The 14,326-nt window shown below is 70.6% G+C and carries 12 protein-coding genes; 9 read left to right on the forward strand and 3 right to left on the reverse strand.

From position 1 onward, the window contains the following. Positions 1-161: 161 nt before the first annotated feature. From ACFQUV_RS12455 to ACFQUV_RS12495, 9 genes are all read left to right on the forward strand, one after another. The gene (locus tag ACFQUV_RS12455) at positions 162-917 is read left to right on the forward strand and encodes a cobalamin-dependent protein (protein WP_165363747.1); all 756 of its coding nucleotides are present in this window, start codon (positions 162-164) and stop codon (positions 915-917) included. Between the two features lie 101 nt (positions 918-1,018). Beyond that, positions 1,019-2,419 carry a transcriptional regulator PpsR gene (ppsR, locus tag ACFQUV_RS12460; protein WP_371851654.1) on the forward strand — a complete coding sequence of 467 codons (1,401 nt, stop codon included), beginning with the start codon at positions 1,019-1,021 and terminating at the stop codon, positions 2,417-2,419. 7 nt (positions 2,420-2,426) lie between these two features. After that, positions 2,427-3,326 carry a chlorophyll synthase ChlG gene (gene chlG, locus ACFQUV_RS12465; protein WP_129607455.1) on the forward strand — a complete coding sequence of 300 codons (900 nt, stop codon included), beginning with the start codon at positions 2,427-2,429 and terminating at the stop codon, positions 3,324-3,326. Then, entirely contained in the window at positions 3,323-4,717 is a 1,395-nt protein-coding gene (locus tag ACFQUV_RS12470; RefSeq protein ID WP_129607457.1) for a BCD family MFS transporter, read from the forward strand. Before chlG ends, ACFQUV_RS12470 begins: the two co-directional genes overlap by 4 nt. Before the next feature lie 5 nt (positions 4,718-4,722). Further along, positions 4,723-5,919, forward strand: coding sequence for a geranylgeranyl diphosphate reductase (locus ACFQUV_RS12475; RefSeq protein WP_165363748.1), 1,197 nt, complete (start codon positions 4,723-4,725; stop codon positions 5,917-5,919). 34 nt (positions 5,920-5,953) lie between these two features. Then, the gene (locus tag ACFQUV_RS12480; protein ID WP_129607458.1) at positions 5,954-6,484 is read left to right on the forward strand and encodes a TspO/MBR family protein; all 531 of its coding nucleotides are present in this window, start codon (positions 5,954-5,956) and stop codon (positions 6,482-6,484) included. A gap of 76 nt (positions 6,485-6,560) precedes the next feature. After that, a complete protein-coding gene (locus ACFQUV_RS12485; protein ID WP_129607460.1) occupies positions 6,561-6,848 on the forward strand; it encodes a hypothetical protein in 288 nt (95 codons plus the stop codon). Between the two features lie 328 nt (positions 6,849-7,176). Next, entirely contained in the window at positions 7,177-8,550 is a 1,374-nt protein-coding gene (gene ppsR / locus ACFQUV_RS12490; RefSeq protein ID WP_129607462.1) for a transcriptional regulator PpsR, read from the forward strand. 248 nt (positions 8,551-8,798) lie between these two features. Then, positions 8,799-10,979, forward strand: a complete 2,181-nt coding sequence (locus tag ACFQUV_RS12495) for a GAF domain-containing protein (RefSeq protein WP_129607464.1) — start codon at positions 8,799-8,801, stop codon at positions 10,977-10,979. A gap of 112 nt (positions 10,980-11,091) precedes the next feature. Here ACFQUV_RS12495 and ACFQUV_RS12500 read toward each other — a convergent pair whose 3' ends face one another. From ACFQUV_RS12500 to pufM, 3 genes are all read right to left on the reverse strand, one after another. Beyond that, positions 11,092-11,883, reverse strand: coding sequence for a heme oxygenase (biliverdin-producing) (locus tag ACFQUV_RS12500; protein WP_129607465.1), 792 nt, complete (start codon positions 11,881-11,883; stop codon positions 11,092-11,094). A 408-nt stretch (positions 11,884-12,291) separates the two neighbouring features. After that, on the reverse strand, positions 12,292-13,344 hold the full coding sequence (pufC, locus tag ACFQUV_RS12505) for a photosynthetic reaction center cytochrome PufC (protein ID WP_111384301.1): 1,053 nt from the start codon (positions 13,342-13,344) through the stop codon (positions 12,292-12,294). A 2-nt stretch (positions 13,345-13,346) separates the two neighbouring features. Then, entirely contained in the window at positions 13,347-14,318 is a 972-nt protein-coding gene (pufM, locus tag ACFQUV_RS12510; protein WP_111384300.1) for a photosynthetic reaction center subunit M, read from the reverse strand. Between the last annotated feature and the right edge of the window lie 8 nt (positions 14,319-14,326).

Here is a 14,326-nt window from a genome sequence, read left to right on the forward strand (position 1 = left end):
TGGCCGAAGCGAGACCCCAGGTAGCGGCGAGGGATTGGTGGGCCGGTTCGGCAGGCTATATGCCGGCCGACGGCTCGGCCGACTCATGCCGCTCGGGCGAGACGCGCCACCCCTCCGGGCCGCACGGCGGCGCACCGGCGGCGACCTCGACGGCGGCCCCGGTGAACCGGGCCATCGAATTTCACGTCGTCCCCAAGCTCGTGCTCGCGCACACCTGCACCTGTGAGGCGGCGGTGACCCCGGGCACGGCCCTGCGGGCCGACGAGATCGCCGAGCTGACCCACCGGGTGCTCTCCGGCGACGACGCCGGCGCGCTCGCCTTCGTCGAGGCGGTGCTGGCGCGCGGCCTGCCGGTCGAGCGCATCTATCTCGATGTCCTCGCCCCCACGGCCCGCCGCCTGGGCGACCTGTGGACCGACGACGTCTGCGACTTCACCCAGGTCACGCTCGGCCTGTGGCGCCTGCACCGGGTGCTGCGCGAGTTCAGCGCCGCCTTCGGCAGCGAGGTCGAGCACGCGCAGGAGGGCCTGCCGGTTCTGCTGGTGCCGGTTCCCGGCGAGCAGCACACCTTCGGGCTCGCCATGGTGGCCGAGTTCTTCCGCCGTGCCGGCTGGCTGGTGTGGGACGCGCCGATGACGGGACGGCACGACCTCGCCACCATGGTGCGATCCGAATGGTTCGCCGTGGTCGGCCTCTCGCTGAGCTGTGAAAGCCGGCTGGAGACGCTCGCGTCCTGCATCCAGACCATTCGCCGGGAATCTTGCAACCGATCGATCGGCGTGCTGGTCGGCGGGCGCGTGTTCGTCGAGCATCCGGACTATGTGGCCCGGGTCGGTGCCGACGCCGCCGCCGTCGATGCCCGTCAGGCGCCGATCCAGGCACAAAACCTCGTCGCCGCGCTGGCCCATCGTCCCTGATCGTCGCGACCCGCGGCGACCAGGATCTCGTCGGGCGGCCGGAGACGGACCGAACAGGGAACTGGTCGCACGTGAACGGGTTCAGAGCGCCGATAGACTCGTTGGGCGATCTCGACGTGGAGGCGACGGCGACGCTCATCGCGGCGGCCGCCGACGTCGCGTTGATCGTCAACGACAACGGCGTCATTCGCGACATGGCCTGCCAGAGCGAGGAGCTGCTCGCCCTGCTCGAAGGGCAGCGGCCCTGGCTCGGCGTGCCGTTCGCCGACACCGTCACGGTCGAGAGCCGGCCCAAGATCGAGGCGCTGCTGCGCGAGGCCGCCGAGAACCAGGCGTCCCCGCGCCGCCAGGTCAACCATCCGTCGCCGCGCGGCACCGACGTGCCCATCCTCTATTCGGCGGTGCGCTTCGGCACGCTCGGCCGCATGGTCGCGGTCGGCCGCGACCTGCGGCCGGTCGCCGAGCTGCAACAGCGCCTGGTCGAGGCGCAGCAGTCGATGGAGCGCGACTACACCCGGCTGCGCCACGCGGAGACGCGCTATCGCCTGCTCTTCCAGATGTCGCCGGAGCCGGTGCTGATCGTCGACGCCTCGACCCAGCGGGTGGTGGAGGCCAACCCGGCCGCCACCCAGATGTTCGGTGACGTCGGCCGCCGGGTGGTCGGGCGCCCGCTCCTCGAAGCGTTCGAGCCCGACACCGTGCCGGCCGTGCAGACCCTGCTGGCCGGCGTGCGCTCGGCCGGCCGCGCCGACACCACCCGGGCCCGCCTGATCGACTCCGGCCGCACCGCCTTCGTGTCGGCCTCGCTGTTCCGCCAGGAGAACGCCTCGCTGCTGCTGGTCCGCCTGTCGGTGCCGGAGCGCGACGGCGCCACCGCCTCGGGCTCCGAGAGCCGCGGCAAGCTGCTGCGCTTCTTCGAGCACGCCCCGGACGGCCTGGTGGTGACCGACCGCGAGGGCCGCATCCTGGCCGCCAACCCGGCCTTCCTGGACCTCGCCCAGCTCGCCAGCGAGGAGCAGGCGCGCGGCGAATCGCTGGAGCGCTGGCTCGGCCGCTCCAGCGTCGACCTCAACGTGCTGATCGCCAATCTGCGGCAGATCGGCTCGGTGCGGCTGTTCGCCACCACGCTGCGGGGCGAGCTCGGCGCCCAGGCCGACGTCGAGATCTCCGCCGCCGCGGTCGCCAACGGCACCGATCCCTTCTACGGCTTCACGGTGCGCAACATCGGCCGCCGACTGCCCGCCGACGCCCGCGCCGGCCGCGAGATGCCGCGCTCGGTCGACCAGCTCACCGAGCTGGTGGGACGGGTGTCGCTCAAGGAGCTGGTGCGCGAGGCCACCGACGTGGTCGAGCGCCTGTGCATCGAGGCGGCGCTGGAGCTGACCGGCAACAACCGCGCCTCCGCGGCCGAGATGCTCGGCCTGTCCCGGCAGAGCCTGTACGTGAAGCTCCGCCGCTACGGCTTGGCCGACGCGGCGGACCACGGCGACCCCGACGTATGAGTTCCCCATGAGTGCGACGACCACCCTCCAGGTGCCGGCCCCTTCGGCGGTGCTCGAGCTGCTGAAGCCGATCACCTGGTTCCCGCCCATGTGGGCGTTCTCCTGCGGCGTGGTGTCGTCAGGCTTGCCGCTCGGGCCGCGCTGGCCCGTGGTGATCGCCGGCATCGTGCTGTGCGGGCCGCTGCTGGTGGCCACCAGCCAGGTGGTCAACGACTGGTTCGACCGTCATGTCGACGCCATCAACGAGCCACAGCGGCCGATCCCGTCGGGCCGCATCCCGGGCCGCTGGGGCCTGTGGCTGGCGATCCTGTGGACGGCGATGTCGCTCGCCCTCGCCAGCCAGCTCGGCGCCTGGGTGTTCGGCGCCGCCGCCGTCGGCCTGGTGCTCGCCTGGCTGTACAGCGCCCCGCCGGTGCGCCTGAAGCAGAACGGCTGGTGGGGCAACGCCGCCTGCGCCATCACCTACGAGGGCTTCGCCTGGTTCACCGGCGCCGCCGTGATGATCGGCGACGTGCCGCCGTGGTGGATCGTGGCGCTCGCGTTCCTGTACAGCGCTGGTGCCCACGGCATCATGACGCTCAACGACTTCAAGTCGATCGAGGGCGACATCCGCACCGGCGTGCGGTCGCTGCCGGTGCAGCTCGGCGTCGACGCCGCCGCCCGCCTCGCCTGCATCGTGATGGCGGTGCCGCAGGTGATCGTCGTCGCGCTGCTGCTCGCCTGGGGGCGTCCCGTCCAGGCCGCCATCGTGGCCGCCGTGCTCGTCGCCCAGGGCGTCCTGGCGGTGCGCTTCCTGCGCGAGCCGATCGCCAAGGCGACCTGGTTCAGCGGCCTCGGCGTCACGCTGTATGTGATCGGCATGATGGCGAGCGCCGTCGCCGTGTCCTCGTTCGGAGCCCCCGCATGACCCCCGTCCCGCTCGCCCCCAAGCCGCTGGCGGCCAAGCCGCTCGGCTGGCTCGGCATCGTCCGTCTCGGCCTGGTGCAGACCGCGCTCGGCGCCATCGTGGTGCTGACCACCTCGACCCTCAACCGGGTGATGGTGGTGGAGTTCGCGCTGCCCGCGATGCTGCCGGGCGCGCTCGTCGCCATCCACTATGCGGTGCAGGTGCTGCGGCCGCGCTGGGGCTACGGCTCCGACACCGGCGGCCGGGTGACGCCGTGGATCGTCGGCGGCATGGCGACGCTGGCGCTGTCGGGCGCCGCCGCGGCCGGCGGCACGGCGCTGCTCGACACCAGCGTGGTGCTCGGCGTCGCCGTCGCCGCCCTCGCCTTCATCGGCATCGGCATCGGGGTCGGCGCCGCCGGCACGTCGCTCCTGGTGTTGCTCGCCAAGCGCGTCGATCCGGATCGCCGGGCGGCGGCCGCCACCATCGTCTGGGTGATGATGATCCTCGGCTTCATCGTCACGGCGGCGAGCGCCGGCCATCTGCTCGACCCGTTCTCGCCGGCCCGCCTGGTCACCGTCGCCACCAGCGTGTCGGCGATCGCCTTCGTGGTGTCGCTCGTCGCCGTGTGGGGGGTGGAGCGCGGCATTCGGCCGGCCGCCGCGGCGCCCCACGCCCATGGCGGCGCGGGCGAGCGCAAGGTGCCGTTCCGCGAGGCGCTGGCTCAGGTCTGGGCCGAGCCCGAGGCGCGCCGCTTCGCCGTCTTCGTGCTCATCTCGATGCTGGCCTACAGCGCCCAGGACCTGATCCTGGAGCCCTTCGCCGGCACCGTGTTCGGCTACACGCCGGGGGAATCCACCAAGCTGTCGAGCGTCCAGCACGCCGGCGTGCTGATCGGCATGGTGACGGTCGGCATCGCCGGCACGGGCCGCTTCGGCCGGGCGCTCGCCTCGATGCGCGGCTGGTGCATCGGCGGCTGCATCGCCTCGGCGGTGGCGCTGGCCAGCCTCGCGCTCGGCGCCTTCGTCGGGCCGAGCTGGCCGCTGCGGGCCTGCGTGTTCATGCTCGGCGTCACCAACGGGGCCTACGCGGTCGCCGCCATCGGCTCGATGATGGGGCTCGCCAGCAACGGCCGCGAGAACCGCGAGGGCGTGCGGATGGGCCTGTGGGGCGCCGCCCAGGCGATCTCGTTCGGGGTCGGCGGCTTCCTCGGGACGCTGGCGAGCGACGTCGCCCGCGCCGTGCTGGGCACGCCGATCACCGCCTATGCCACCGTGTTCGCGCTGGAGGCCGGCCTGTTCCTGGTGTCCGCCGTGCTGGCCGCCCGGGTGCATCCCGGCCGCATCCGCGAGGACACCGTCGAGATCACTCAGGGCGACGACCTGTACGCGCCCGCCGAGGCAGGGAGATGATGACCATGCCCGCAGTGGAGACCTACGACACCGTCGTGGTGGGTGGCGGCCCGGCCGGCGCCACCGCGGCCACCGACCTCGCCCGCCTCGGCCGCTCGGTGCTGCTGCTCGACAAGGCCGGCCGCATCAAGCCGTGCGGCGGCGCCATCCCGCCGCGGGCGATCCGCGACTTCGACATTCCCGACCACATGCTGGTGGCGAAGATCACCGGCGCCCGGATGATCTCGCCCACCAACCGGCGGATCGACATGCCGATCGAGGGCGGCTTCGTCGGCATGGTCGACCGCGGCCCGTTCGACGAGTGGCTGCGCCAGCGCGCCGCGTCGGCCGGCGCCACCCGCCGGGCCGGCACCTTCGAGCGCCTCGATCACGACGGCGACGGCGTCTCGGTGGTGCACTTCCGCCCGCGCGACGGCGGCCCCGACGCGACCGCCCGGGTGCGCGCCCGCACCGTCATCGGCGCCGACGGCGCCCTCTCCCAGGTCGGCCGCCAGGCGGTGCCCGGGGCCGACAAGGTGCCGCACGTCTTCGCCTATCACGAGATCGTCCGCTCGCCCGGCGCCGGCCTCGCCGATTTCGATCCGACCCGCTGCGACGTCTACTATCAGGGGCCGCTGTCGCCCGACTTCTACGCCTGGATTTTTCCGCACGGCGACACCACCAGCATCGGCACCGGGTCGATGAAGAAGGGCTTCGCGCTGCGCCAGGCGGTCGCCGATCTGCGCCGCACCACCGGGCTCGACGCCTGCGAGACGCTGCGCCACGAAGGCGCGCCGATTCCGCTGCATCCGCTCAAGCGCTGGGACAACGGCCGCGACGTGCTGCTCGCCGGCGACGCCGCCGGCGTCGTGGCGCCGGCGTCGGGCGAAGGCATCTACTATGCGCTGCTCGGTGGCCGGCTCGCCGCCGAGGCGGTCGACGAGGCGCTGCACACCGCCGATTCCCGCGCCCTCGCCCAGGCCCGCAAGCGGTTCATGAAGCAGCACGGCCGCGTGTTCTTCATCCTTGGTCTGCTGCAACGATTCTGGTATCGATCGGACTGGACGCGCGAGCGCTTCGTCGGCATGTGCCGCGACCCCGACGTCCAGCGGCTGACCTGGCAGTCGTACATGAACAAGGAGCTGGTGCGGGCCAAGCCCGCCGCTCACATGCGCATCTTCTTCAAGGACGTCGCCTCGCTGTGTGGCCTCGCTCGCCCATGATCGCTCGCGGTCGCCTGCTCATGATCGGTCACCCATGACCCGCTCGACTATTCCACTTCGCGTCGATCTGACACCGGAGCCGCGCCAGCGCGGTCTCCTCGCCCCGCTCGCGCTCGCCGCCTTGCTGACGGCAGGCGTCGGTTATGTGGGCGGCGAGCTGACCCAGCTCGGCCCCTGGTACCAGGCCCTGAAGAAGCCCTGGTGGCAGCCGCCCGACTACGTCTTCCCGATCGTCTGGACGACCATCTTCGCGCTCTCGACCGCCGCCATGGCGTTCGCCTGGCGCGACGTCGCCTGCCCCCGGCGGCGCATCGCCACGGTGGTGCTGTTCGTCGTCGTCGGCGGTCTCAACATCCTGTGGAGCTACCTGTTCTTCCACCTGCAACGGCCCGACTGGGCGCTGTGGGAGGTCGCCGCGCTGTGGCTGGCGGTGGCGCTGATGGTGGTGATGCCGTGGCGCGGCTCCAAGACCGCGAGCGTGCTGTTCTTCCCCTATCTCGTCTGGGTCTCGATCGCCTCCTATCTCACCTGGACGGTGATCCAGCTCAACGGACCGTTCGGCTGAGCGGCGGCTCCGCAAGAGCGGTTCACTGGACGAAACGGAACACACGGCACCGGACGGATCACACGGACCCCGCACCATGGCAGAGCTGTTCGTCAGCGGCCGCGTGATCGACCTCATTCTGATCCTCGTGGTGATCGAGGCGGTGGGCCTGGCGGTCCTGGCGCGCCTCACCCGACGTGTTCCACGGATCGGAACTCTACTTCCCAATCTCGCCGCCGGCGCCTGCCTGCTGCTGGCCGTGCGCGCCGCGCTCGCCGGCGCGGCGTGGCCGTGGGTGGCGGCCGCCCTGCTGGCGGCTCTCGTGGCTCACCTCGCCGATCTCGGGACGCGGCTGCGTGCTCCACACGGTCTACGCGAGTCCTGAAGGAACCCACCGCCTCGATCTAGCCACTCGTCGATGCAAGACCGCCAAGCGGTCCGTCCAGGTTGCAGAGTCGTCAAAAACGCCTGACAGCCCCGACAGCGTATGCCTTGAATTCTGGCAAGACCCGCAATAGCTCATTGACTGCGGACCCAGACAGGTCCAATTGACATTCAAGAAATGGGAATCTCGACTTTTACCGATTCGCCCCTGGTGAGCGAACCCCTGTGCCGCCGGGCTCCCGCTGAGACCACCGTGGTGGTCGCTGATATCGTGATCAACGAGGGCAGCGCGCGGTCGCCTCTGTAACGTCTTTCGGTATCGAGCGACCATGACGACTCTCAACATCTCACAGCCGGACGTCACGCTGTTGCTCGACATGTCCGGCGTCATCCGTGAGGTCACCCTTTCGGACGCCATTTCGGAAAAGGGTGTCGAAGCGTGGCTCGGGCGTCCGTGGGACGAGACCGTCACCGAGATCGGTGGTGACAAGGTCCGGCGGATGGTCGAGGACGCGCTGCGCACCGGCGTCTCGGCGTTCCGTCAGGTCACCCAGCGCTTCCCCAGCGGCCGCGAGCTGCCGATCGAGTACACGACGGTGCTGCTCGGCGGCCGGCCCGGCCTGCTCGCCATCGGCAAGAACCTGCAAGCGGTCGCCGAGCTCCAGTCGCGGCTGATCGCGGCGCAGCAGACGATGGAGCGCGACTACTGGAAGCTGCGCGACGTCGAGACCCGCTATCGCCTGCTGTTCCACACATCCACCGAGGCGGTGCTGCTGCTGCGCGCCTCCAACCTGCGCATCATCGAGGCCAATCCCGCCGCCGTGCAGGCGCTCGGCGCGGTGGGGCCGCGTCCAGACAGCATCGCGGGCCGCGACTTCCTGACCGACGTGCTGCCGGAGGAGCGCGACCTCCTCCAGGCGATGCTGGCGCGGGTGCGCGAGCAGGGCAAGGCGCCCGGCATCGTGATGCATTTCGGCCAGACCCGGAAGGCGAGCCTGGTGCGCGCCTCGCTGATGGCCTCCGATCCCGGCCCGATCTTCCTGGTGCAGCTCTCTCCGGTGGGATCGCCGCTGCCGATGCCGACCCAGGCCGACCGGCTGTCGGTCGAGGACCTGATCGAGCGCATGCCGGACGGCTTCGTGGTGATCAACCAGGAAGGCGTGATCCGCCGCACCAACCAGGCGTTTCTGGATCTCGTCGAGGTCGGTGCCAAGGGCCTCGTGGTCGGCGAGCGGCTGGGCCGCTGGCTGTGGCGCCCCGGCGCCGACCTGACCGTGCTGCTCGCCAACGTGCATCGGCAGCGCTTCGTCCGCCTGTTCTCGACCACGATCCATGGCGAGCTCGGCGCCTCCACCGAGGTGGAGATCTCGGCCGCCGGCACCGGCGAGGCCGGCAACCCGCATATCGGGGTGATCCTGCGCGACGTGGCCCGGCGGCTGCCGCCCGCCGAGGACGCCAACCGGCTGATCTCGGCGCTGGGACCGCTGACCGAGCAGATCGGCAAGACCTCGCTGCGCAAGCTGGTGCGGGACACCATCGGGGTGGTGGAACGCCATTACGTGCGCGCCGCGCTCGACCTTGCCGGCGGCAACCGCACGGCCGCCGCCGAGCTGCTCGGCCTCAGCCGGCAGAGCCTCTACGCCAAGCTGAACCGTTACGATCTGGGTGACGAGACCCCGCCCCCTGGCGGCGCCAGGGGCTAAATCGTACCGTTTTTCCTCACGATCGGCGACCCCCTCAACAAAACTGGACGAGGCGGCGGCACATTCGGCTAGATTGGTCCGCCGCCCGACATAAGCCCGACGACGCCGGGCCGGCCGGGCGGACCCGACGTCGGCATCCGGACGGGCGCAGCGTGGCCATGGCAGAATGCGACGGCATCGCGCACGGCCGCGAGATGGAGCCGCGAGACGGAGCCGCAAGCCGGAGCCACGAGACGGAGCCAGCAGACTTGGGCGAGCCACTGTCGATTCCGCCGTTCGGTCAAGCCGACCTCTCCAACTGCGAGCTGGAGCAGATCCATCTCGCCCAGTCGATCCAGCCGCACGGCGCGCTGCTGATGATGCGCGAAGCCGACAGCGTGGTGGTGCTGGCGAGCGCCAACGCGGCCGAGTTCCTCGGCCTCCACGCCCCGGTGATCGGACGCCGCCTCGTCGACCTCGCCCCGGCACTCGCCGAGGCGATCTCGCCGCAGCTCCGCGAGCCGCTCGACATCATTCCGCATGCCGTGCGGTGCCGAATCGGCGGACGCGCCTACGACGTGCTGGTGCATCGCCCCCCCGGCGAAGGCGTGGTGATCGAGCTGGAGCGCGCCGGCGCCACCTTCCCGATCGGCACCCACCTCGAAAAGGCCCTCCAGACCATCCTCGGAGCGCCGTCGCTGCGCGCCCTCTGCGACGAGGCGGCCCGCATCTACAAGTCGATCACCGGCTACGACCGGGTGATGATCTACCGCTTCGACGAGCTCGGCCACGGCCAGGTGTTCTCGGAGCAGCGCGAGCCCGAGCTCGAGCCCTATCTCGGCAATCGCTACCCGGCCTCCGACATTCCGCAGATCGCCCGCCGCCTGTATCAGCGCAACCGCATCCGCGTGCTGGTCGACGTCGGCTACGAGCCGGTGCCGCTGGAGCCGCGGCCGTCGCCGATCTCCGGCCGGGATCTCGACATGTCGCTGTGCGGCCTGCGCAGCATGTCGCCGATCCACATCCAGTACCTGAAGAACATGGGGGTGGGCGCGACCCTCGTCGCCTCGCTGATGGTCGGCGGCAAGCTGTGGGGCCTGGTGGCGTGCCACCACTACGTGCCGCGCAGCGTCTCGTTCGAGGTGCGCGCCGTCTGCGAGCTGCTGGCCGAGGCGATCGCCACCCGCATCGCGGCGCTGGAGAGCTTCGTGCAGGCGCAGGCCGAGCTGTCGGTGCGTCGGCTGGAGCAGCGGATGATCGAGGCTATCGCCCGCGAGGGCGACTGGCGCATGGCCCTGTTCGACAACTCGCAGGCGCTGCTGACGCCGGTGGGGGCGAGCGGCGCGGCGCTGCTCTACGAGGGCCAGATCCTGACGACCGGCGACGTGCCCGGCACGCCGGACCTGCGCGAGATCGGCACCTGGCTCGATTCCAGGCCGCGCGAGGCGCTCTACTCGACCGCCGCCCTCGGCAGCGAGCTGCCCGCCTTCACCCGCCTGGCCTCGGTGGCCAGCGGGCTCGTGGCGGCGCCGGTGTCGCACTCGCCCGGCGAGTACCTGATCTGGTTCCGACCCGAGCGCGTCCGCACCGTCACCTGGGGCGGCGACCCGCTCAAACCGGTGCTGGTCGGAGCGACGCCGCAGGATCTGTCGCCGCGCCGCTCCTTCGCCAAGTGGCACCAGCTCGTCGAGGGCACGAGCGATTCGTGGACCTCCGCCGATCTCACCGCGGCCCGGCTGATCAGCGACACGGTCACCGACGTGGTGCTCCAGTTCCGCGCCGTCAGCTTCCTGATCGCCCAGCACCAGCTCGACAGCGTGCGCAGCCAGGTGCTGGTCTCCGACCAGCCGGTGATCATCGCCGATGCGCGCGGCCGCGTGCTGGTCTGCAACGCCGCGTTCAACCGGATGCTGCCGTCGAGCCGCGCCGAGCTCGTCACCATGCACGACCTGCCGCCGCTGTTCGAGGAGGCCGGCGAGGTTCGCTTCCGCGTCGCCGAGCTCGCCGACCAGCACCGGACGTGGCGTGGCGAGGTGCGGTTGGTGGCCGGCAACGGCGAGACACGCCTGCTCCTGGTGCGCGCCGACCCGGTGTTCTCGTCGCCCGGCAAGGTGCTCGGCTTCGTGCTCCTGTTCATGGATCTGACCGAGCGTAAGGCGGCCGAGAGCGCCCGCAGCCGTTTCCAGGAAAGCGTCGTCGACCGCAACGCGCTGTTCTCGGCCAAGCTCGACCCCAAGGCCGACCACATCTATCGGACGCTGCTGTCGCCCGTGATGGAGAACGCCCAGCTCGCCGCCCTGGAGATCAGCGACGGGCTCGACACCACCCGGATGGCCGACATGCTCGGCAGCGTGCAGGCCTCGGTGTACCGGACCGCCGAGGTGCTGGCCCATCTGGCCTCGCACGCGGCCGGCTCGGACGACGGCTCCCAGGAGCCCGACGGAACCTGACGAGGGCGGGCCGGGCGCGCACGTCCGGACGTGGCCAGCCGGCGCGGGCCGCAGTGCCGTTACCGCATCACCGATGCGCCCGCTCCCGCTACGCCCGTCATTGATGCGTCCGTCATTGATGCGCTCCGGTGCCGGACGACGGCGCCGCGGCGACCGTCGGGGGCGTGTCGGGCGCCTCGGTGGCATCCTTGACGGCCCAGAACAGCGCGACATTGAGGCGGAAGGCCCGCATCGCCTCGGCCAGGATGGCGTCCGGCCGCTCGGTCTCGTGGGCTGCCTGGTCGATGGCGTCGCGATAGCGCTCCTTGTAGGCGTCGAGCGGCTCGACGACGTCGAACGCATAGAGATGGCGGGCGTCCGGCGCGAGCCCGAGCGTCTGGGCCAGCACCCGGCTCACCGTCTGGCCGCCCGAGAGATCGCCGAGATAGCGCGTATAGGCGTGCCCGATGAGGCGGACGCCGTCGCCCGCGCCGGCGTCGATCACGGCGTCCACATAGTCGGCCCCGGCGGGCAGCAGCGGCACCGCCAGGGCGACGTCGATGCCGCCGTAGAGGGTGGCGAGATCGCGGCGCAGCGCTTCGGCCCGGTACACCTCCGGCCGGGCCAGGCGGCCGACCGCCGGCGAGTCGCGGTGCCGCTCGAGGCCCGCCTCCAGCGCGTCGTAGACCGCGTAGAGGTTGCGCAGCAGCAGCGCATAGGCAGCCCGGCTCGACCGGCCGCGCACGATGTCGCTGATCACGCCGGCCCGCTCGGCGACGCGGTGGAGCGGCGCCGTCACCTCGCGCAGCGCATTGGCGAGGCCGATCCGACGGATCTCCTCCGGCGCCGGGACCGACGCGGTCTCGTCTCGGGCCGGTTCGTCGTGGTGGCGGGACCGGCCGCCCCGCTCGTCATGCTGGCTCATTCACCCTCCGACAGGAGCGCGACTAGACGGCAGACAGGAGTGGAAATCAACCGAGGACGGCGCGGAGCCGCCCCTTCGCCGGCGCCGGGACGAGCGGCGCCCTGCGCCGGAGACATCGGCGCAGGGGACATCGGCGCCGACGACCGCCGCGCCGAACACGGCGTCGGCACGAAAGACACCGACCGAGAAAGCTCACGACGAAGAAACTTGGCACCAAGAAATTTGGCACCGAGAAACCCGGCACCGAAGAAAACCCGGCGCTGAACAGAACCCGGCGCCGAAGAATCCCATCCCGGAAAAGAATCCGGCGCCGCCGACCTCTCGGTCGACGACGCCGGTTTCGTGCGATCCGCCGCACCGCCGGCGGGCCGCCCGTAGGCGACCCGCACGGCCATGCTCAGCAGCTTCTCACTTCGCTCCCGCCGGAGCGGCAGACGCCGTACGTGCCGGTGCCGGGCCAACAAGGATCGGATACTCCTTGACCATGTTGGCGCCGTAGAGCGGCTTATAGACACCCTCGTGGCAAGTGGCACAGTTCACCTTCGCGACGTCGCCCAGCGGCCCGAGGCGGGACGCCGGGAACTGCGGGGTCAGGGGCTCCAGGAATTGCGTGTTGATGTCACGCGTCATCCGGATCCCGTACCACGCCGTGGTCCGTTGCGGAGTGCTCTGGTCCCACGCGAAGAAGGACCGCGAGTTGTGGCAGTACGTGCAGTTGACCCCCAGCCCCTTGGAGAAGTGCATCATGAGGCTGTAGGTCCACTCGGTCTGCTTGATGGACGCCCGATTGCCGGCCGGCAGAGCCGTGGCCGAGATCACCCGGAGGTCCGCCCCGTCCTTGATGAAGGGCGTGAACGGATCGACCGGGAGGGCCGTGATGCCGCCCGCCGCCGAAGCGACGTTCTGGCCGGCCCGATTGCCAGCCGCACCCTGCGCCGTCTTCGGCGAATCGGCGTACCAGACGCTCGCCGGGACGGGCTGGCCACGATGGCAGGCCCAGCAGGTGACGCCCGTCTCGGCGACGTGCGTCTTCCAGCTTCCGTTGATGTACCGGACCATCTCCAGCATGCGCCGGGAGACGATCTTGGTGTACGGGCGTTCCGCGGCGAGATCGTTCTCGTCGTGGCAGTAGGCGCAGCCCTGCTCGGGCGACACCCACGTCGTCATGTCCGTCATCAGCCTCAGGAACTCGTTGGCGTCCATGTCCCCGAGAACTTTGACGTTGGTGTAGACCTGCGAAGCCTTCTGGCCCGCCTTGTCGGTGGGCGGAGCGACTTCCGGCAGGACATTGGCTCTCACCTTGGCCCGGTCGACTCGCGGATTGGAGTTCTCCTCCATCGCGAGACCGCGGTAGCCACGCTGCACGCTGTCCACCGGCGGCCACTCGAAGGCGTAGATCACCAGCAGCAGAGCGAGAGCAGCGGAGACTCCGGCCAGCATGCGCATTCCGAATTTGCTCATGGCTAGCCTCCCGGAACCAGGGTCGGGTCGGTCACGAGCGGGAACACCGCGGGATACGACGGTGCCACGCCGTGCTTGACGGCCCAGAGATACCAGTTGTCGACCACCGTGCCGGTCAGCAGGATGCCGATGCCGCCCGTCAGGGTGACCAGGACCGCGAACCACCAACCCCAGCGATGGATGGATTCCGCCGTGGCGTTGAAGCCCATGGTCCAGCGCCAGAACAGCGCCGCCCGCTCGTAAGCGGTTCCGCGGTCGACGATCTGCTCGACCTCCCTCTCACCGCCGAAGTGACTCACGGCCAGGATGGTCGCGCCGTGCATCGCGAAGAGCACCGCCGATCCATACAGGAACGCGATCGAGAGCATGTGGAAGGGATTGTAGAACAGGTTGCCGTAGCGGATCGAGAACGCCGCCGTCCAGTCGAGGTGCGGGAAGATGCCGAACGGCACCGCCTCGGCCCAGCTTCCCATCAGGATCGGACGGAAGAAGCCGAGCGAGAGGTACAGGAAGATCGCCGACGCGAACGCCCAAGCGAGATGGGTACCCATCCCGAGGACGCGCGCGCGCCGATAGACCCGCCACCACCACAACAGGATCGAGGTCGTCAGGAAGAACCCCGCCATCAGCCACCAGCCGCCTTCGTTCAGCGGCGGAATATGGAGGCCGTAGGCGGGCGCGGGCGGCTCGAGAGCCAGCCACGGAAGCTGCCGGACGAACTGGATCGGATCCCAGTTCACCGAGGCGAGCATGTTCAGCCCGATGATCTCGAAGGCGATGAACCCGAAGAACAGCGACAGCAGCCCCGACCAGCCCAGATAGACCGGACCGACCTGGGCGTCGCCGAGCTTGCCCAGCCAGTAGGAGAAGGCGCCCTGGCCCACCCTGTAACCCACGGGGCCGTCCAGCGGCACGCCGGCATAGCCGGGGCCCCGGATCTGCACCTGGGTGAAGATGTTCTGGTATTCGGCCATGTGAGCCC

The sequence above is a fragment of the Rhodoplanes sp. P11 genome (assembly GCF_964266735.1).
Taxonomy (GTDB): domain Bacteria; phylum Pseudomonadota; class Alphaproteobacteria; order Rhizobiales; family Xanthobacteraceae; genus Rhodoplanes; species Rhodoplanes serenus.

Excerpts from the sequence above, each read along its gene's own strand:
- ACFQUV_RS12470 (WP_129607457.1), top strand. The coding sequence starts at position 3,323 with ATGACCCCCGTCCCGCTCGCCCCCAAGCCGCTGGCGGCCAAGCCGCTC.
- pufM (WP_111384300.1), bottom strand. The coding sequence starts at position 14,318 with ATGGCCGAATACCAGAACATCTTCACCCAGGTGCAGATCCGGGGCCCC.
- pufC (WP_111384301.1), bottom strand. The coding sequence starts at position 13,344 with ATGAGCAAATTCGGAATGCGCATGCTGGCCGGAGTCTCCGCTGCTCTC.
- ACFQUV_RS12485 (WP_129607460.1), top strand. The coding sequence starts at position 6,561 with ATGGCAGAGCTGTTCGTCAGCGGCCGCGTGATCGACCTCATTCTGATC.
- ACFQUV_RS12480 (WP_129607458.1), top strand. The coding sequence starts at position 5,954 with ATGACCCGCTCGACTATTCCACTTCGCGTCGATCTGACACCGGAGCCG.
- chlG (WP_129607455.1), top strand. The coding sequence starts at position 2,427 with ATGAGTGCGACGACCACCCTCCAGGTGCCGGCCCCTTCGGCGGTGCTC.
- ACFQUV_RS12475 (WP_165363748.1), top strand. The coding sequence starts at position 4,723 with ATGCCCGCAGTGGAGACCTACGACACCGTCGTGGTGGGTGGCGGCCCG.
- ACFQUV_RS12500 (WP_129607465.1), bottom strand. The coding sequence starts at position 11,883 with ATGAGCCAGCATGACGAGCGGGGCGGCCGGTCCCGCCACCACGACGAA.
- ppsR (WP_129607462.1), top strand. The coding sequence starts at position 7,177 with ATGACGACTCTCAACATCTCACAGCCGGACGTCACGCTGTTGCTCGAC.